At 59.8% G+C, this 17,971-nt stretch carries 18 protein-coding genes; 15 read left to right on the forward strand and 3 right to left on the reverse strand.

The window, feature by feature from the left end; genetic code table 11:
- Positions 1-284: 284 nt before the first annotated feature.
- From PL599_RS02525 to PL599_RS02535, 3 genes are all read left to right on the forward strand, one after another.
- The gene (locus PL599_RS02525) at positions 285-1,391 is read left to right on the forward strand and encodes a CobW family GTP-binding protein (RefSeq protein WP_269824097.1); all 1,107 of its coding nucleotides are present in this window, start codon (positions 285-287) and stop codon (positions 1,389-1,391) included.
- Positions 1,388-1,657, forward strand: coding sequence for a hypothetical protein (locus PL599_RS02530; protein WP_269824096.1), 270 nt, complete (start codon positions 1,388-1,390; stop codon positions 1,655-1,657). The genes PL599_RS02525 and PL599_RS02530 overlap by 4 nt, the downstream gene beginning before the upstream one ends.
- A gap of 97 nt (positions 1,658-1,754) precedes the next feature.
- Entirely contained in the window at positions 1,755-2,192 is a 438-nt protein-coding gene (locus PL599_RS02535) for a YqaA family protein (RefSeq protein ID WP_269824095.1), read from the forward strand.
- A gap of 94 nt (positions 2,193-2,286) precedes the next feature.
- On the opposite strand, the gene zigA is transcribed toward PL599_RS02535, so the two are convergent.
- Complete coding sequence (gene zigA / locus PL599_RS02540) at positions 2,287-3,492, reverse strand: zinc metallochaperone GTPase ZigA (RefSeq protein ID WP_173990608.1); 1,206 nt, start codon at positions 3,490-3,492, stop codon at positions 2,287-2,289.
- A 296-nt stretch (positions 3,493-3,788) separates the two neighbouring features.
- On the opposite strand from zigA, the gene aztA reads away from it, so the two are divergent.
- The 11 genes from aztA to PL599_RS02595 all read left to right on the forward strand — a co-directional run bounded on the left by aztA (position 3,789) and on the right by PL599_RS02595 (position 14,815).
- A complete protein-coding gene (aztA, locus tag PL599_RS02545; protein ID WP_269824094.1) occupies positions 3,789-4,622 on the forward strand; it encodes a zinc ABC transporter ATP-binding protein AztA in 834 nt (277 codons plus the stop codon).
- Positions 4,615-5,481, forward strand: coding sequence for a zinc ABC transporter permease AztB (gene aztB / locus PL599_RS02550; protein ID WP_077984362.1), 867 nt, complete (start codon positions 4,615-4,617; stop codon positions 5,479-5,481). Before aztA ends, aztB begins: the two co-directional genes overlap by 8 nt.
- Before the next feature lie 28 nt (positions 5,482-5,509).
- A complete protein-coding gene (gene aztC, locus PL599_RS02555; protein ID WP_077984232.1) occupies positions 5,510-6,535 on the forward strand; it encodes a zinc ABC transporter substrate-binding protein AztC in 1,026 nt (341 codons plus the stop codon).
- A gap of 170 nt (positions 6,536-6,705) precedes the next feature.
- Positions 6,706-7,179 (forward strand): ribonuclease H family protein, encoded by a 474-nt coding sequence (locus PL599_RS02560; protein ID WP_271358789.1) that lies wholly within the window; start codon positions 6,706-6,708, stop codon positions 7,177-7,179.
- Between the two features lie 283 nt (positions 7,180-7,462).
- Positions 7,463-8,155: a FadR/GntR family transcriptional regulator gene (locus PL599_RS02565; RefSeq protein WP_048902873.1), complete on the forward strand. Its 693-nt coding sequence runs from the start codon at positions 7,463-7,465 to the stop codon at positions 8,153-8,155.
- A complete protein-coding gene (locus PL599_RS02570) occupies positions 8,152-9,324 on the forward strand; it encodes a PLP-dependent transferase (RefSeq protein ID WP_137411718.1) in 1,173 nt (390 codons plus the stop codon). The genes PL599_RS02565 and PL599_RS02570 overlap by 4 nt, the downstream gene beginning before the upstream one ends.
- 36 nt (positions 9,325-9,360) lie before the next feature.
- Positions 9,361-10,620: an ABC transporter substrate-binding protein gene (locus tag PL599_RS02575; RefSeq protein ID WP_269824092.1), complete on the forward strand. Its 1,260-nt coding sequence runs from the start codon at positions 9,361-9,363 to the stop codon at positions 10,618-10,620.
- A gap of 150 nt (positions 10,621-10,770) precedes the next feature.
- Positions 10,771-11,715: a carbohydrate ABC transporter permease gene (locus PL599_RS02580; RefSeq protein ID WP_269824091.1), complete on the forward strand. Its 945-nt coding sequence runs from the start codon at positions 10,771-10,773 to the stop codon at positions 11,713-11,715.
- 3 nt (positions 11,716-11,718) lie between these two features.
- Positions 11,719-12,549: a carbohydrate ABC transporter permease gene (locus tag PL599_RS02585; protein ID WP_003499970.1), complete on the forward strand. Its 831-nt coding sequence runs from the start codon at positions 11,719-11,721 to the stop codon at positions 12,547-12,549.
- Between the two features lie 4 nt (positions 12,550-12,553).
- Complete coding sequence (locus tag PL599_RS02590) at positions 12,554-13,630, forward strand: ABC transporter ATP-binding protein (RefSeq protein WP_269824090.1); 1,077 nt, start codon at positions 12,554-12,556, stop codon at positions 13,628-13,630.
- 171 nt (positions 13,631-13,801) lie between these two features.
- Positions 13,802-14,815, forward strand: a complete 1,014-nt coding sequence (locus PL599_RS02595) for a LacI family DNA-binding transcriptional regulator (protein WP_269824170.1) — start codon at positions 13,802-13,804, stop codon at positions 14,813-14,815.
- A 47-nt stretch (positions 14,816-14,862) separates the two neighbouring features.
- On the opposite strand, the gene PL599_RS02600 is transcribed toward PL599_RS02595, so the two are convergent.
- Positions 14,863-16,059 carry an MFS transporter gene (locus PL599_RS02600; protein WP_269824089.1) on the reverse strand — a complete coding sequence of 399 codons (1,197 nt, stop codon included), beginning with the start codon at positions 16,057-16,059 and terminating at the stop codon, positions 14,863-14,865.
- A 123-nt stretch (positions 16,060-16,182) separates the two neighbouring features.
- On the opposite strand from PL599_RS02600, the gene PL599_RS02605 reads away from it, so the two are divergent.
- Positions 16,183-17,028, forward strand: a complete 846-nt coding sequence (locus PL599_RS02605; protein ID WP_269824088.1) for an AraC family transcriptional regulator — start codon at positions 16,183-16,185, stop codon at positions 17,026-17,028.
- On the opposite strand, the gene PL599_RS02610 is transcribed toward PL599_RS02605, so the two are convergent.
- On the reverse strand, positions 17,025-17,915 hold the full coding sequence (locus PL599_RS02610) for a helix-turn-helix domain-containing protein (RefSeq protein ID WP_269824087.1): 891 nt from the start codon (positions 17,913-17,915) through the stop codon (positions 17,025-17,027). The genes PL599_RS02605 and PL599_RS02610 overlap by 4 nt on opposite strands.
- Positions 17,916-17,971: the final 56 nt, after the last annotated feature.

The following is a 17,971-nucleotide window of genomic DNA, read 5'->3' on the forward strand; positions in this document are numbered from 1 at the left end:
CCATGATCCGGCTGCGGGCGATCTTTTCTGCATTAGCGATCTGATTAAAAGCGAACTCTAATGAAAATGCAAGAGAACGTGGAACGATTAAAACGAAAGTGAAGGAAACGGTTTTATTATTCCATTTTCTTCGTTACGTGGTTTTTTCATGCGCCTGCCCGTTGGCGACGCGCTGGCGCTGGTTTAGCGCGCGCCAGAAATCAAATAATCGCAATTGATATGTTATTACATTGCGTACTATGGTGCGGCGAATTTTGGATGGTGAAGGTGCGGATGTGTTCGGAATGAAGCGGAAGAATGCGGTCGGTCCCAGGGACGATTCGGCCGTCGCGCCACCTGCCTGCACAGTGCCGGTTACCCTGCTGACGGGTTTTCTGGGCGCAGGCAAGACGACGTTGCTGAATGCGCTTCTGACTGAGCCGGCCATGCGCGACGCCGCGGTCATCGTCAATGAATTCGGCGCAGTTCCCATTGATCACGGTCTGGTGCGGACGGGGTCTGAGCGATATTTCAGAACGACAACGGGCTGCATCTGCTGCACCGCCACCAGCGATATTCGCACTTCGCTTTACGAGCTGCATCAGGCCTTTCTGGAAGGGGTGATGCCGGAAGTATCGCGGGTCGTCATCGAAACCACCGGCCTTGCCGATCCCGCACCTATCATCAACAGCCTGATCGCTGGCGGAACGCCGGCGCTTGGCCTGCGCGATCACATCGTGGCGCGGCATTTTCATCTTTCCGGCGTGGTCACGGCTTTCGACGTTGTCTCCGGCCCGGCGATGCTCGACAGCTTTATCGAAGGCTGGAAACAGCTTGCCTTTGCCGATCATATCGTCCTGACGAAAACCGATCTTGTCGATGCTGCAGCCGTGGACCGCGAAAGCCTCGCCGATCTCAATCCTGCGGCCTCGTTTCATGACCGCAATGCGGTCGATTTCGATCTGATGTCGTTGTTTGCAGCCTCGGATTATTCGCTGCGCGGCAAGCCGGAGGATGCGCCGGGATGGCTTGCGGCCGACAGGCTGAGCCTTCATGCCGCCCACCAGCACGATATCAACCGCCATGGCGTCGGGGTCGAGGCTTTCGATCTTACCTTTGACGGCGCTTTTGATCCGCAAGCGATTGCCACTTTTCTGGAGCTCGTCACCAGCAATGTGCATTCCGGCCTGCTGCGACTCAAGGGAATTTTCGGCGCGACGGATGATCCGGAGCGGCCGGTTATCGCCCATGCGGTGCAGCATCGGCTTTATCCATTGACCCGCCTGGAGCGCTGGCCGGATGGCAATCGTGGCACGCGCATCGTGCTGATCGGCATGGAGATGCCGCAGCAGCCGATCCGCGCTCTCTTCGAGACATTGGCCGCGCAGGCGGCGCGAAAGGGCAGGGCATGAACAATCCGCTTGCGCGCAGCGGCTCCGCAATCGTCTCGCAGGCCCGTCTTGTGAAGCAATGGTCCCGCGATTTGCTGCATCTCCACGCCGAAGACATTATTACAGTCACCGAGCTTTCCTGCGCCCTGCCGGATTGCCCGCCGCGCGAAACGGTGATCGTCATCCTGTCGGCTTCCGGCACAAGCCGGCAACTATCCATCCACAAGGCGCTTCTCGCCGTGGATCATGACGATATCGTGCGCGCCATCGCCGCGAATTCGGCTTGAGAACCCGTTTTCAGGCTCAAGATGTGCTTGACCGCCGCCGCCCTCATCCGCCACTTCAGGGGCAGCGACGGGATTCGTGGAGGATGAAGGGCGGGCAATGGCCGATCTGGCGGTATATGCGGGTTTGTTCCTGACGGCGTTCATAGCAGCGACCATTCTACCCATGCAGTCGGAGGCCGCATTGGCCGGCCTCATCCTTCTGAAATCACAGCCCGTCTGGCTGCTGGTCGTCGTGGCCAGCGCCGGCAATGTCGCCGGCTCCTTTGCGAACTGGCTGCTCGGCCGCGGCATCGAGCGCTTTCGGCATGAACGCTGGTTTCCGGTCGGTGAGGCGGCGCTGGAGCGCGCCCAGAACTGGTATCGGCACTATGGCAAATGGTCCCTGCTGCTCAGCTGGGCGCCGCTGATCGGCGATCCGCTGACGGTTGCCGCCGGGATCATGAAGGAACCGCTGCCAGTGTTTCTGCTGCTGGTCACCGTCGCCAAGGTTGGGCGTTATCTCGTTCTGGCGCTGGTGACGCTGAATTTTCTGTAGTGTTTCGCAAGAAACGGGGCGGCCTGTTTCTTCCCCCCCGGTGGGGAGAAGACGACAGGCGCATACGCCCGGCTAAAATAAGGGCGAGGAACGATCAAGCCGCCTGCCGGTCCCAGCTTGCGAAAGGATCGGGCAGGTGCCGCCATGCATCCGGTGTGAATGCCTCGGTATCGATCAGGCAGGCGTCGAGCTGCGCGCGGATGCGTGCCTCGTTCATCGGATCGGAGCCGATGAAGACGATTTCCTGCCGGCGGTCACCGAAGACCGGATCGAGATAGGGCTTCATCATATCGAGGAACTGCTTCTCGCGCGGCCATTGCTCTTTCGGCACGGCGGACCACCACAGGCCCATCTTGCCGGTACGCACCAACGCGCCGGCCTGGCTGATCTCGCCGACATAACGCGGACGCGTCGCCAGCCAGAAGAAGCCCTTGGCGCGCACCACGCCTGGCCAGGCGCGGTCGATGAAGCGCTGGAACAGCACAGGGTCGAAGGGTTTTTTGGCGCGGTAAACAAAGGAGCGGATGCCATATTCCTCGGTTTCGGGAATGTGGTCCTTGAAGCCGTGCAATTCCTTGAACCATAGGGGGTGTTCTTCCGCCCTGGCGAAATCGAAACGGCCGGTGCCCAGAACCTCCTTCAACGCCACCTTGCCGAAATCGGCCTCGATGAGTTTTGCATCCGGGTTCAGCCCGACGATGATCTTGCGGGCGGCGTCCCGCTCCTCTGGCGTCGCGGTGCCGATCTTGTTGAGGACGACGACATCGGCAAATTCGATCTGCTCCACCAGGAGATCGACGATGGTGCGGTTGTCGCCATCGCCTGCCGTTTCGCCCCGGTCGGCCAGAAAATCGGACGAACCGTAATCGTTGAGAAGATTGGCGGCATCCACCACCGTCACCATGGTGTCGAGACGCGCAACATCGGAAAGGCTGCGGCCGTTTTCGTCGCGAAAATCGAAGGTCGCAGCGACCGGAAGCGGCTCGGCGATGCCGGTGGATTCGATCAGCAGGTAATCGAAACGACCCTGTTCGGCCAGCGCCCGCACCTCCGTCAGGAGGTCGTCGCGCAGCGTGCAACAGATGCAGCCATTGGTCATTTCCACCAATTGCTCCTCCGTGCGGGAGAGATTGGCGCCGCCATCGCGCACCAGCGCGGCGTCGATATTGATCTCGCTCATGTCATTGACGATCAACGCCACACGCAGACCATCGCGATTGGCGAGAATATGGTTGAGGAGCGTCGTCTTGCCGGCGCCCAGAAAGCCGGAAAGCACGGTGACGGGAAGTTTGTGCGACATAAGGACCTCGTTCTTTGGCAACGCTCGCGTGCACCTCATGGCGACCACGCGGACGATCTGAAAACGACGGGTTCGGTGCTACCCCGTCTTTGTGGTGTAACGTAATAACATTACACATCGTCCACCTGTCAACGGGCGACAGAAAAAAAGTGCCCCGCTATGCGGGGGCTGTGACTTATGCGAAGCGCAACGCATCTTTCCGATAGTTAATGTTATTTCATTACGTATTCGTTTGACGAATGTAATAACATTACATATCAAGGGCCATCGAATGACATCCTGCCTTGGAGGGATCGATGAGCGATCCGTGCCTCACCTTCAAAAACCTGACGCTTGGATATGCCGGCCGCGCGGCCGTGCATCATCTGAATGGCGATATCGCCAAAGGCTCGCTCACTGCGGTGGTCGGCGCCAATGGCTCTGGAAAATCGACGCTGATGAAAGGCATTGCCGGCATTTTGAAACCGCTCGGCGGGGAATGCCGGTTAAGCCCAAATCTGTCCGTCGCTTATCTGCCGCAGCAATCGGAACTCGACCGCTCCTTTCCGGCGCAGGTGCGGGACCTGGTGGCGCTTGGTCTCTGGCCGAAACGCGGCCTTTTTGGCCGCCACCGTTCCGAAGACCGGGCGGCGATGGGCCGCGTGATGGAGGCGGTTGGGCTTTCCGGTTTTGAAAAGCGAAATATAGACTCACTGTCCGGTGGCCAGATGCAGCGTGCCTTGTTTGCGCGCGCGATGTTGCAGGATGCGCAGCTGATCCTGCTCGACGAACCCTTCAACGCCGTCGATGAGAAGACTGTTGCCGACCTTATGGTCCTGATCAAGTCATGGGTGGCCGAGGGGCGCACGGTGCTGGCGGTCCTTCATGACTTCCAGCTCGTGCGGCAGCATTTTCCAGAGACCCTGTTCCTCGCCCGAAAGCTCGTCGGGCTGGGTCCTACGGCCGAGGTGTTGAAGTCCGAGAACATCCGGCAGGCGCGGCATTTTCACGAGGCGTGGGAGGAAAATGCGCCCTGGTGCGATCCGGCCGAAGCACCTTCGCTGCAGATCGTCGGGGCAAGTCCGCACGCGGCCACCGCCCGTTCCCATTCCGATGACCACTCACACGCGAATTCGAGTGCCCATGGCTGATATCTTCATCCAACCCTTCGTCCAATATGTCTTCATGCAGCGGGCGCTCGCCGGTGCGCTGATCCTTGCCATCAGCTGCGGCCCGGTCGGGGTGTTTCTGATGCTGCGCCGCATGAGCCTGACGGGCGACGCCATGTCTCACGCCATCCTGCCGGGGGCGGCGGTCGGGTTTCTGTTCTACGGGCTGGAAATCCTGCCCATGACCATCGGCGGGCTGGCTGTCGGCCTTCTGGTCGCGCTCGGCGCCGGCGCGGTGTCACGCTTCACCATCCAGAAGGAAGACGCTTCCCTTGCCGCCCTTTATCTCATCTCGCTTGCGCTCGGCGTGCTGCTCGTCTCATGGCGCGGTTCCAGCGTCGATCTCATGCATGTGCTGTTCGGCACGGTGCTGGCGCTGAACAATGAGGCGCTCGGCCTGATCGGCAGCATCTGCATCGTAACGTTGGTGGTGATGATCACCTTCTGGCGGGCGCTGCTGGCGGAATGTCTCGATCCCCTGTTTCTGCGCTCGGTCAGCAACTGGGGCAGCCCGGTGCATTTCCTCTTCCTTGCCATCGTTGTGCTCAATCTCGTCGGCGGCTTTCAGGCGCTGGGAACGCTGCTCTCGGTCGGGCTGATGATGCTGCCCGCCGCCGCCAGCCGCTTCTGGTCGAACCGTGTCGCACCAATGTGCTTCATTTCCATCGGCATCGGCATGGTGTCCTGCTTTGCGGGCCTGCTCCTTTCCTATCACGCATCGCTGCCGTCCGGCCCGGCGATCATCCTTTCCGCGGGCGTCATTTACGCCCTCTCCATCCTCGTCGGCACGCGCGGCGTGCTCAGCGATCTTCTCGGTTCCGGCCGTCACAGGACGGCCTGAAAACAGCGTTCGAAAAAGGAGAACCTTCATGTTCAAAACCCTCCGTCTCGCCACTGGCGTCAGCCTTCTTTCCCTCTCCCCGGTCCTGATGGCGCAGGCGTCCGCCGCCGAACTCAAGGTCGTGGCGAGCTTCTCGATCATCGCCGATTTTGCTAAAAACGTCGGCGGTGACCGCGTGGAGATCACCACGTTGGTGGGGCCGGATGGTGACGCCCACGTTTATGAACCCCGCCCGGCCGATGCCGTCGCCGTCAGCAAGGCGGATGTGGTGCTGGTCAACGGTCTGGAATTTGAAGGCTTCCTGAAGCGGCTGATCGACACCAGCGGCACCAAGGCGCCGGTGGTGGAACTGACCAAGGGTGTGGAGCCGCTCAAGCTTTCTGAAGAGCCGGCAGGTCACGCCCATCCGGAAGCCGAGGAAGAGGATGGCCACGACCACAAGGCCGAAGAAGCCGGCCACAGCCATGAGACCGCCGAGGCCCATGATCACGACCACGGCCATGAGGGGCATCACCATCACGGCGAATACGATCCACATGCCTGGCAGTCGATCAAGAACGCGGAAATCTACGTGAAGAACATTGCCGGCGCATTTTGCGAAGTCGACAAGGCCGGTTGCGCCACCTACACCGCCAATTCGGACGCCTATATCGCCAAGCTTGCCGCGCTGAACGAGAAGGTGAAGACCGAGATCGCCGCCATCCCGCCGGAAAAACGCGTCATCATTACTTCGCATGACGCCTTCGGTTATTTCGAGCATGCCTATGGTCTGAATTTTCTTGCGCCCGAAGGCGTATCAACGGAATCAGAAGCCTCGGCCGCCGATGTCGCCAAGCTCGTTGACCAGGTAAAACATGACAAGGCCTCGGCGATCTTCGTCGAGAACATTACCGACAAGCGGCTGATCGACCAGATCGCCAGCGAAACCGGTCTCAAGGTTGGTGGCACGCTCTACTCCGACGCGCTTTCGACTGCCGATGGCCCGGCTTCGACCTATATCGACATGATCAATCACAATATGCAGACGATCACGGCGGCGGTTCTCGGCCAGTAAGTTCAGCTCTTTCGTTGTGGAGTCGGGGAGGACGGCTTGCCCCGCCCTTTCTGCTTTTCTGCCCGCGCTTTTTGGCTGCCTGCGAGGGGGAAACGCTATTGGCACCGAAGAAACCTTCTCAAATGGCGTGTTGCTTTAGTGGTTTCCGATTGGGTACTACACAACCTGTCATGTCCGATGCGCTTCACATTTTCACCGACGGCGCCTTCGATGATGCCTCCCGTTCCGGAGGATGGGCGTTCGTCGTTTATGAAACAGCCGACCAAATCCATTCGGCCTCGGGCAAGGCGGCCGGCACATCCAACAATACGTTCGAGGTCCTCGCCGTCCTGAATGCCATGTTGTGGATCGCCGCTGAGGCGCCAACGCGGGCAGTCACGCTCTGGACGGATGCAGTTCATGTCATTGAGGGCTGTCGGCGGTATAGAGCGATCTGGCGCAACAATGGCTGGACGCGCATCACGCCCAACCAGCGTAACCGCCGAAGACCGATCCCTGACAGGGAAATCTGGCAGCAGCTCGACACGTTGCTCGAGCAGCATCCCCATGTGGCCGTAGAATGGTGCAAGGGGCATTCCGGCACTGTCGGCAATGAGCATGCCGACGCATTGGCGCGTCAGGTGGCTCGCGTGAAGACGGCTTAATCGGCGGCTCTCTGTCGTCGTGATGCGGCACAATCGATTCCCTTCAAGCCCGCACTCTGACGTTTCGATATCGAGGGATCGCGCAGTTACTTTTTTGCTGCACCAATAACCCAAGAGACACTTTGGGCACTTCATTATCTCTATTTTTTCAGCAGCATACGAGATTTTGCTGAGAGGAGCGTACAGCGTCCCCTTGCCCGTTGACATTCCTTTTACCTTTTGAAATGGTAAGATGTCAGACCAATTTAGGGGATGCGTTTTGGACAGGTCCAGCCGGGAACTCATGCAGCCGATTCCGCCGAGCGACCGTGTGCGCCAGGTCGAGGCTGCGCTTTCCGACTATGTGGAGCGGGCTGGACTGAAGGCGGGAGATCGGCTGCCGGCGGAGCGGGAACTTATGGCGGCGCTGGGCGTGGGGCGGTCCACCATCCGCGAAGTCATCCGCAAGTTTCAGGCGCTCGGTGTGATCGACAGCCGAAAGGGCAGCGGGAACTACCTCCTGAAACCGATTTCCGCCGCCACCGTGCATATGCCGATCTCCATAGATGCCGAAAGCCTGCGCGACGCGCTGCTGATGACGCTGGAAGTACGACGCGGCATCGAAGTGGAGGCCTCCATGGCTGCCGCTCGTCGCCGCACGGCAGACGATATCGCCACCATGGAAGCGCGGCTCGATGAGATGGAGCGGGTGCATCTGGCCGAAGGCACCTCCGGTAAAGCCGACCTTGCCTTCCATCTGTCGATCTACGACGCCACCCACAATACGCTGTTCAAGCAGCTTCTGGAGCAGATGCGCGAAGGTTTCGAACGTTTCTGGTCGAAACCGTTCGACCGCCCGGATTTCGCCGGTCGCTCCTTTCCCTTTCACCGCACCTTGTTCAACGCGATCGCTGCGGGCGATGCGGAGACCGCCCGTGAAGAAACACTGAAAATCCTCGCCGTCGTCGAGGAGGATATCAAGGACATGTCGAAATGAACCATGGCAACGATCTGTTCGATCCCGCCTCTTTGATCGTCGCCCATGACGAAGCCCACGCCTTCGACGCCGTGGTGCCGCCCATCGTGCAGACCTCGCTTTTCACCTTTTCCAGCTATGACGAGATGGTCTCCACCTATCGCGGCGAAAAGGTGCGGCCGGTTTATACGCGCGGGCTCAATCCCACCGTGCGGCTGTTCGAGGAAATGCTGGCGAAGCTCGAAAGGGCGGAAGATGCGCTCGGTTTTGCGAGCGGCATGTCTGCCATTTCCTCCACCGTGCTTTCCTTCGTTTCGCCCGGCGACCGCATCGTCGCGGTGCGCCATGTCTATCCCGATGCCTTCCGCCTGTTCGGCACCTTTATGCAGCGCATGAATATCGAGGTGACCTACGTCGACGGTCGCGATGAGGCGGCAGTTGAAAAGGCGATGCCAGGCGCCAAGCTGTTCTACATGGAAAGCCCGACAAGCTGGGTGATGGAAGCCCATGATGTCGGTGCGCTCGCTGCCATAGGCAAGCGTCATGGCGCGGTCACCGTCATCGACAATTCCTGGGCAAGCCCCGTTTTCCAGCAGCCGATTTCGCTTGGCGTCGATTTGGTCGTGCATTCGGCCTCGAAATATCTCGGCGGCCATAGCGATGTGGTGTCCGGCGTGGTTGCCGGTTCGAAGGCGATGATCGACCGCATCCGGGCGGAAACCTATCCCTATCTCGGCGGCAAGATGTCCCCCTTCGATGCATGGTTGCTCATTCGCGGACTTCGCACCCTGCCGCTGCGCATGAAGGCGCATCAGGCCTCGGCTTTGGATATCGCTAGCCGCCTGCAGGCGCTGGATGTGGTGGAGAAGGTCTGCCATCCCGGGCTGGCGAACCGCCTGCCGCCCGGCCTTAACGGCACGTCGGGCCTGTTTTCCTTCATTTTCAAGGAAGGGGTGGATGTGCGCGCTTTTGCCGACCGGCTCAAGCTTTTCAAATTGGGTGTTTCCTGGGGCGGGCATGAAAGCCTGATCGTTCCGGGCGAAGTGGTGCTCGAACAGAAGGCGCAACCAAACTCCGCCCACACCTTCGGCATCAGCGCACGCTCCGTGCGCCTGCATGTTGGGCTGGAGGGCACGGAAGCGCTCTGGAACGATCTTGAACCCGCGATCAAGGCGGCCTCCGCCGCCTGACGTTTTTTAAACTGACCACAAAAAGGGGAGAACGACATGAAAAAACTGGTAGCAGCAGCAATCTTCAACGCCCTGATGACCGGAACGGCGCTGGCGGACACGACCTTGAAACTGGTGGAAGTCATCACCAGCCCGGAACGCACCGAAACGCTGAAGGGCATCGTCTCGAAATTCGAAGCGGCCAATCCCGGCACCAAGGTAGAGATCATCTCGCTGCCGTGGAGCGAGGCCTTCCAGAAATTCGCCACCATGGTTTCCGCGGGCGATATTCCCGATGTGATGGAAATGCCTGATACCTGGTTGTCGCTTTATGCCAATAACGGCATGCTGCAGAGCCTTGAACCCTATCTCGCCAAGTGGGAACACACGGCGGGCTTGAGCGAGCGCACGCTCGAACTCGGCCGCGATGTGAAGAACACCGCCTATATGCTGCCTTACGGTTTCTATCTCCGCGCCATGTTCTACAACAAGAAGCTGCTGGCCGAAGCCGGCGTGAAGGAGCCGCCGAAGACGCTCGAGGAGTTTGCCGACGCCTCCAAGAAGGTCGCGGCACTGCCCGGCAAATACGGCTATTGCCTGCGCGGCGGCCCGGGCGGCCTCAACGGCTGGGTCATGTTCGGCGCGTCCATGGCTGGCTCGAACGAGTTCTTCACCAAGGACGGCACTTCCACATTCGATAGCCCCGGCTGGGTGAAGGGCCTGACCTATGTGATCGATCTTTACAAGAACGGCCTGGCGCCGAAGGACAGCGTCAACTGGGGCTTTAACGAGATCGTCGCCGGTTTTTATTCCGGCACCTGCGCCTTCCTCGATCAGGATCCGGATGCGCTGATCGCCATTGCCCAGCGCATGAAGCCGGAAGATTTCGGCGTCATGACCATGCCGAAGGGACCCGATGGCAAGACCTTCCCGACGATTGGTTTCGCCGGCTGGTCGATGATGGCGAAGTCTGAAAACAAGGACCTTTCCTGGAAGCTGATCGAGACGCTTGAGGGACCGGAAGGCAATATCGAGTGGAACAAGAAGACGGGCGCGCTGCCGGTGCACAAGTCGGCGGAGAAGGACCCCTTCTATGCCAGCGAGCAGTTCAAGGGCTGGTTCGATGAACTGGCGGACAAGAACGCTGTGCCGACGACGATGCCGACCTATCTTGAGGAATTCGCCTTCTTCAAGGACTCGCTCGTGATCAAGACCTCTCAGGAAGCGCTGCTCGGCGACATCACGCCGGAAGACCTCGCCAAGCAATGGGCGGATTACATGACGAAGGCGCAGCAGAAATTCCTCGCCTCGAAGTAACGACACGCACCAGCCGTGCGGGCGCAAATGCCCGTGCGGCGGGTCTTGCCGGCCTTCGCTGCGACAGGCTTTTTCTTGCAATTTTTCGGATCGGTGAGCCGAGAGGCTGGAAAACCCGTCCGTTCCGTCGTCCGATCAGGGAGCGATACAATGTCCTATGCCCATGGCGCCGGGCCGGTGGCTGCGCGCAAACCGGCTGGCAAGCCCGCAATGCGGCGGTTTGCTGATTGGGCCGAACCATGGCTCTACAGCGCGCCCGTTCTGGTGCTCATCGTCGCCGTCATGCTGGTGCCGCTGGTGCTCGGCCTCTCCTATGCGTTTCGCGACGTGCAGCTGCTCAACCCGTTCTCCGGCGGTTTCGTCGGCCTGAAACATCTGGAGGCTCTGTCGCAGGACGCGGCCTTTTACCGGGCGCTGAAAAACACGCTCTGGTGGACAGGCGCTTCGGTTTTCCTGCAATTCTTCTTCGGCCTCATTCTGGCACTGCTGCTGGATAAGCCTTTCGCAGGCAGGGGGCTCGCTCAGGCGCTGGTGTTTCTGCCATGGGCCGTGCCGACCTTTCTCGCCGGTCTCAACTGGGCATGGCTGTTCAACCCGGTCATCGGGCCGCTGCCGCACTGGATGGTGTCGCTCGGGCTTTTATCCGCACCTAACAATATTCTCGCCGATCCGCATCTCGCCATGTGGGGGCCGATCATTGCCAATGTCTGGTGGGGCATTCCCTTCTTCGCCATCACTTTGCTTGCCGCATTGCAGGCGATTCCGCGCGATCTCTACGAGGCTGCGGAAATCGACGGGGCGAATCCGCTTCAGCGTTTCACCTCGATCACCCTGCCGTTTCTCGCCCCCACCATCGCCATCACCATCCTGCTGCGCACCGTCTGGATTGCCAATTTCGCCGATCTCATCATCGTCATGACCAATGGCGGACCGGCCGACCGCACGCAGATCGTCGCCAGCTACATCTTCACCCAGGCCTTTAGGCGTCTGGATTTCGGTTATGCCTCGGCCATTGCGCTGGTGCTGCTGGTGTTGCTGCTTGCCTATTCCATGGTGATCGTGCTGCTGCGCCAGCGCCTGATCGAGAAGGATTGACCGATGACATCAAGGATATTTCTCACCCTTGCCCATCGTCTGGCGATCCTCGCCTATATCGCTTTTGCGCTGTTCCCGCTGTTCTGGCTGCTCAAGGTCTCCGTCACGCCGAATGACCTGCTCTACAGCGAAGGTGTGCGAATGTGGCCGTCGCGGGCGACATGGGACCATTATCGTTTCGTCATAGAAAACAGCGCCTTCCCGACATTTTTTAAGAACAGCGTCATCGTCGCTGGCTCCACGGCGCTTGCCGTAACGGTACTCTCGTCACTTTCGGGTTACGCGTTGTCACGCTTCCGTTTCAAGGGCAAATACTGGATCGTCGCCCTGATGCTGATCACCCAGATGTTCCCGCTGGTGATGCTGGTCGCGCCGATCTTCAAGATGCTGTCGCCGCTCGGCCTCACCAACAGCCTGACAGGCCTCGTTATCGTCTACACCGCCTTCAACGTGCCTTTCGCTACCTTCCTCATGCAGTCCTTCTTCGACGGCATTCCGAAGGATCTGGAGGAGGCCGCAATGATCGACGGGGCGAGCCGGTTTACGGCCTTTCGCCAGATCATTCTGCCGCTGACGCTGCCGGGCATTGCCGCAACGCTCGGCTTCGTCTTCACCGCCGCATGGAGCGAGCTGCTGTTTGCTCTGATGCTGATTTCCGGCAACCAAAGCGCCACTTTCCCGGTCGGCCTTCTGACCTTCGTGTCTAAATTCTCCGTCGATTTCGGGCAGATGATGGCGGCGGGCGTTCTGGCGCTCATTCCGGCCTGCCTCTTCTTCCTGCTTATTCAACGTTATCTCGTGCAGGGCCTGACGGCCGGCGCGGTGAAAGGATAATCCCATGGCTTCCATTGAGCTGAAGAATGTCGGCAAGACCTATGGCGACCTCGCCGTGCTGCATGGCGTCGATCTTGATATTGGTGATGGCGAGTTCATCGTTCTCGTCGGCCCATCCGGGTGCGGAAAATCGACGTTGCTGCGCATGATCGCGGGACTTGAGGAGATAACGTCCGGCGACCTGTCCATCGACGGTGAGCGCGTCAATGATCGCCGGCCGAAGGACCGGGATATCGCCATGGTGTTTCAATCCTACGCGCTCTATCCGCATATGAGCGTTGCCGACAATATGAGCTATAGCCTTCGCCTGCGTCGCAGCCCGAAAGAAACCATCGCGGCGGCGGTGGCCGGTGCTTCCGCGAAACTCGGCCTCGATCCCTATCTCGCCCGCCGCCCGAAGGCGCTCTCCGGCGGCCAACGCCAGCGTGTCGCCATGGGCCGCGCCATCGTGCGCCAGCCCAAGGCCTTTCTGTTCGATGAACCACTGTCCAACCTCGATGCGCGGCTGCGCGAGCAGATGCGCGCCGAAATCAAACGCATGCATGCCGATCTCGGTGCCACCTCGGTTTACGTTACCCATGACCAGATCGAGGCCATGACGCTCGCATCCCGTATCGTCGCCATGAATGCCGGCCATGTGCAGCAGATCGGGGCGCCGCTCGATCTCTATGACCGTCCCGCCAATCTCTTCGTTGCCGGCTTTATCGGCTCACCGGGCATGAATTTCCTCGAAGGCCGGATCGGACGGGAGAATGGCGGCAGTTTCGTCGTGCTGAGTGACGGCACGCGCCTTGAGCTTGGCCGGGATGTGAAGCTGGCCGATGGCGAGCCGGTCACGCTCGGCATCCGTCCGGAACATGTCACCGTTGCGCCGGCCGAGGGTGATGTTGAAGCGACGGTCGATCTGGTCGAGCCGACCGGCCTCGGTGTCATCTTGCATCTCACCGTGCACGGATTGCCGTTCAAGCTGTTTTCGTCAGACCGGGCGCTGTTGCAGCCGGGCAAATCCCTTCGGGTCGGTTTCCCGCAGGAGCGGCTGCATGTCTTCGACAGGAGCGGTGCCCGGATCGATGGAACCTGATACGTGAAGATATTCTACTTATGTTATGAGAAAGAATGTATAGTTTGTACGCTCTGATGTTTTGGCTTCCGGGAGGCGCATATGATCGGTCTTTCGCGACAGGAAAGAGCGATGTAATCTACCCATGATTCTTTCATTGGGGGTAACATTGTGGCCAAGTCTATCAGGACGATGGAGGAATTTTCGGAGTTCGTCGGGTTCTCTCGCCCGACGGTATCCAAATACTTCAATGACCCGTCCTCGGTGCGTAAGAAAACGCGGGACACAATAGAGGAGGCGCTTAGAAAATCCGGCTTCCGGCCGAATATGTTTGCCGTCAATCTCAACCGCCGTCGCAGCAATATTATTGGCATTGTCATTCCGAACTATGCCGACCCTTTCTACATGGCCCTGACGAACCGTATCGAATCGATTGCCAACGACGCCGGTTTTCTTGCCTTCGTGCTGTCTTCGGATGGAAAGCCGGAAATCGAAGACCGTGCCATCCGTACTTTCAAGTCCATGAACATCGCGGGCGCGATCATCGCGCCGCTGGGTGTTACATCGCACTGCTCGACGCTAGAACAGCTCGCCGCTACCATCCCCATCGTCTACGTCGACTCGCCGCTGGACGAGATGTCGGCCTTTGTCGGCACGGATAACAGGCAGAGCGTTGACCTGATCGTTGATTATCTCTGCCGCTCGGGTGAGCCGCCCAGCTATTTCGATATGCCGCAGGTCAACAACAACTCCTCGACGCGCCGTATAGCCTATGAGGAGGCTATGCGGCGTCTCGGCCGCGAACCCTTGTGCCTGGATGTCGCGAAGCCCGCGCGATGGGATTTCGAGCGGTTTGCGTTCGATGAGGCGAGCCGGCTTTTCGAACGAATGGGGGATCTGCCCTCCCGAACCATCCTGTGCGCCAATGATCGGATCGCTTTCGGCGTCATCTCGGCTGCCTCGCAGAAGGGCATGAAGGTCGGCCATGGCACCGGGCATGATCTGCGGGTTGCCGGTCATGACGATCATCCGCTGTCGCGTTACGCCAACCCGCCGATTACGACCGTGGCGCAGAATTATAACGAGATCGGCAGGCTGTCGATCGAGCTTCTTTTTCAGAAGCTGAACGAGGAGGCGGGTCAGTCGACCCGCATTCGTGATCGCATTCTCCTCAGTGCCGACCTCATGTTGCGAAAATCGGCCTGATGCGGGGCGGCGGTCAGATTTGAAATGACCGCCGCTATTGGCCGGTCCTAGCGGTGGCTCGGCAGTTTCGGCAGGAACACTGTCAGAAGGCCGAGCAGCGGCATGTAGGAGCAGATGCGGTAGACGAATTCGATGCCTTCCTTATCCGCATAGACGCCCAGAACCGCAGCCCCGATGCCGCCGAAACCGAAGGCGAAACCGAAGAACATGCCGGCGATGAGGCCGACGCGGCCCGGCACCAGTTCCTGCGCGAACACGACGATGGCCGAGAAAGCGGAGGAGAAGACGAAGCCGATGACAACCACCAGAACCGCCGTCCAGAACAGGTTGGCATAGGGCAGCATGAGCGCGAAGGGAATGACGCCGAGGATCGAGAACCAGATGACGACGCGGGAGCCGAAACGGTCGCCGATCGGGCCGCCGAAGAACACACCGAGCGCCGAAGCCCCGAGGAAAAGGAACAGCAGAACCTGCGCGTCCTGTACGCCAAGACCGAACTTGTCGATGGTATAGAAGGTGAAGTAGCTGGACAGGCTGGCGAGATAGGCATTCTTGGTGGCGGTCAGAACCACCAGCACCAGTAGCGTCATCATCACCGTGCCACGCGAGAGGGGCAGGGCGCGGCTGGCCGCGGCCTTGCCGACGGTTGCGCGGCGGTGGCGGGTGTACCAGACGCCGACCCAGGAAAGCACGCCGAAGCCGAGGAGCGCGATCAGCGAGAACCAGCTGAGGCTCGTCTGGCCGAGCGGGATGACGACGAAGGCGGCGAGCAGCGGGCCGATGGCCGTGCCGGTATTGCCGCCCACCTGGAAGAATGATTGCGCCAGACCATGGCGGCCGCCGGATGCCAGGCGCGCAACGCGAGAGGCTTCCGGATGGAAGATCGCCGAGCCGACGCCGATGAGGCAGGCGCCGATCACCAGAACCTCGAAACTATGGGCAAAGGCAAGCGTGATGAGACCGGCGCAGGTGGACAGCATGGCAACAGGCAGGGAGAAGGGCATCGGCCAGCGGTCGGTCACCGTGCCGACGACCGGCTGCAGCAGCGATGCGGTGACCTGAAAGGCGAAGGTCAGCAGGCCGATCTGCACGAAATCGAGCGCGTAATTGGCCTTCAGCAACGGATAAAGTGACGTCAGCAGCGATTGCATGATGTCGTTCAGCATGTGGCAGAAGCTCGCCGCTGCAATGATTGAAAACGCCGTGCGTTGCGGGTTGAACCCGGTGCTGGTGACGGTGGCCATGGTAAATCCTCTTCAGATCCCCGCTGACGAAGCGGAAAACATGTCTTTATTGCTCCCGCTTTTATTCATATTGTGTCTGGCCTGCATTTGTGTTCTGGACGATTTTCTTTGTGAGTGGGCCAAATGGCAAAAATCAAATCGCGACAGCCATTCGGCATGGGCCTGGAAGAGCACGAGCGCAGCCTGAAATTGATCGACGGCACCAACGAGCCGGTGCTGGCGCTTCATCGTACTTATCCCACGGGTCATCGAACACCGCCGCACAGCCATAGCCGGGTGCAGATCTGGTGCGCCCGTCAGGGCGTGGTGCTGGTGAGCACGGCCGACGGGCGCTGGATGATACCGCCCGGTCACGGGTTGCTCATTCCCGCCGGGCTGCAACATGAGGCCGAGATCATCTCTGCGGTGGAGATGCACTCGATCTACGTTCATCCTGAGATGTTTCAGGCAGACGTCCCGAAGGTCGTGGAAATAACCGAATTGGCAGCGAGTCTCATTTCGGAATTGCTGGCCGAGGAGCACCAGCCATCCGCGTTCCATCGTCAGGGTCTCGTGCGCGCCCTTTTGCTGGATGAGGTGAATCGCCTGCCGGAACGCCCTTTGGGCTTGCCTTTTCCGGACAATCAGCGGCTGGCTGCGCTTTGCCGTGACTTCCTTAAAAAGCCGGTGGCGCGGGTGGAGATCGACGACTGGGCCGCGGCAATGGGCATCAGCCGCCGCTCCTTCACACGCCTTTTTCGTCGGGAGATGGGGGTGAGCTTCGTTACCTGGCGCCAGCAGGCCTGCATCTTTGCCTCATTGCCGAGATTGGCGGCGGGCGAAGCGGTGACCAATGTGGCGCTGGATGCGGGTTATGAAAACATCCCGGCTTTCACCACCATGTTCCGGCGGATGCTCGGCAGTTCGCCGCGCGCTTACCGTCAGGCGGCGCGGCAGCGCAGCGCCGCTTTCGCCGATAGTGAAGATTAAGCCGCTGCCGCCCGCATGTCGCGGCGGAAATCGGAAGGCGACATGCCTGATATCTGGCGAAAGGCCTTGTTGAAGGCGCTGACCGAGCCGAAACCGCTTTCCATGGCGATTTGCAGAATATTGTCCTTGCCCGTCATCAGCATCGCCTGTGCGCGGGAAAGCCGGAGCAGGGTGAGATATTTGATTAGCGTCATGCCCGTCGATTTGCGGAACAGGTTCATTGCATATTTCGGGTGCAACGACGCGGCGCGGGCAATCTCCGTCGCGTCGATATCGTCGAGAAAATTGGCGGCGATGAAGTCGCACATGCGCACCACGCCAATGGAGGGCGCCATGCCCTCGTCATCCTGTTTGCGTTTTCCATTGAGGGCAGAGGAGATGACGGTGTACGGCTCGAGGAACATCCGCTCGACCCTTAGCAGCAGTTCCTCCACCGCATGCTGGGCTTTCACCGGATTGCCCGAGGTGACGTAACGGAACCAGCGGCCGAAATTTTCCGCATCCGCCCTATCCGTCTCGGCGCTCACCATTGTCGCACCACCCATCAACTGGCTGGAGACGGCGACCGGCAGGCGCATGCGAAAGAAATGCACCAGCGGCAGATGCGCACCCGCGTAAAAGGAATCATCGGAAGAACGGTCCATCTGGTGCGGCTGCCCACCCCAGAAGATACACATCTGGCCGGCGTTGAGCGTCAGGTCGTGATCGCCCATGCGGTAATGCACTGATCCCGACATCAGGTAATTCACCTCCACCTGCGCGTGCCAGTGGGGCCGGAGCATGATGGGCGGGTGGTTGTGGAACAGCTGAAGCGTTGTCGGCATACCTTCGATGCTGCTCGCACCGGGCTGGTAAAAAGCTCTTTCGGCAACCTTACTTTTCGCCAAATCGATATTCCCTTTGTACGAGACAGATTTCCTGCCGCCGCTAATGTGCCCATGTT

This window comes from Agrobacterium sp. ST15.16.055 (assembly GCF_027956555.1).
Lineage (GTDB): Bacteria > Pseudomonadota > Alphaproteobacteria > Rhizobiales > Rhizobiaceae > Agrobacterium > Agrobacterium salinitolerans.

Excerpts from the sequence above, each read along its gene's own strand:
- aztB (WP_077984362.1), top strand. The coding sequence starts at position 4,615 with ATGGCTGATATCTTCATCCAACCCTTCGTCCAATATGTCTTCATGCAG.
- PL599_RS02600 (WP_269824089.1), bottom strand. The coding sequence starts at position 16,059 with ATGGCCACCGTCACCAGCACCGGGTTCAACCCGCAACGCACGGCGTTT.
- PL599_RS02575 (WP_269824092.1), top strand. The coding sequence starts at position 9,361 with ATGAAAAAACTGGTAGCAGCAGCAATCTTCAACGCCCTGATGACCGGA.
- PL599_RS02580 (WP_269824091.1), top strand. The coding sequence starts at position 10,771 with ATGTCCTATGCCCATGGCGCCGGGCCGGTGGCTGCGCGCAAACCGGCT.
- aztC (WP_077984232.1), top strand. The coding sequence starts at position 5,510 with ATGTTCAAAACCCTCCGTCTCGCCACTGGCGTCAGCCTTCTTTCCCTC.
- PL599_RS02525 (WP_269824097.1), top strand. The coding sequence starts at position 285 with ATGAAGCGGAAGAATGCGGTCGGTCCCAGGGACGATTCGGCCGTCGCG.
- PL599_RS02595 (WP_269824170.1), top strand. The coding sequence starts at position 13,802 with ATGGAGGAATTTTCGGAGTTCGTCGGGTTCTCTCGCCCGACGGTATCC.
- PL599_RS02605 (WP_269824088.1), top strand. The coding sequence starts at position 16,183 with ATGGCAAAAATCAAATCGCGACAGCCATTCGGCATGGGCCTGGAAGAG.
- PL599_RS02535 (WP_269824095.1), top strand. The coding sequence starts at position 1,755 with ATGGCCGATCTGGCGGTATATGCGGGTTTGTTCCTGACGGCGTTCATA.
- zigA (WP_173990608.1), bottom strand. The coding sequence starts at position 3,492 with ATGTCGCACAAACTTCCCGTCACCGTGCTTTCCGGCTTTCTGGGCGCC.
- PL599_RS02530 (WP_269824096.1), top strand. The coding sequence starts at position 1,388 with ATGAACAATCCGCTTGCGCGCAGCGGCTCCGCAATCGTCTCGCAGGCC.
- PL599_RS02590 (WP_269824090.1), top strand. The coding sequence starts at position 12,554 with ATGGCTTCCATTGAGCTGAAGAATGTCGGCAAGACCTATGGCGACCTC.
- PL599_RS02565 (WP_048902873.1), top strand. The coding sequence starts at position 7,463 with ATGCAGCCGATTCCGCCGAGCGACCGTGTGCGCCAGGTCGAGGCTGCG.
- PL599_RS02560 (WP_271358789.1), top strand. The coding sequence starts at position 6,706 with ATGTCCGATGCGCTTCACATTTTCACCGACGGCGCCTTCGATGATGCC.
- PL599_RS02585 (WP_003499970.1), top strand. The coding sequence starts at position 11,719 with ATGACATCAAGGATATTTCTCACCCTTGCCCATCGTCTGGCGATCCTC.
- aztA (WP_269824094.1), top strand. The coding sequence starts at position 3,789 with ATGAGCGATCCGTGCCTCACCTTCAAAAACCTGACGCTTGGATATGCC.
- PL599_RS02570 (WP_137411718.1), top strand. The coding sequence starts at position 8,152 with ATGAACCATGGCAACGATCTGTTCGATCCCGCCTCTTTGATCGTCGCC.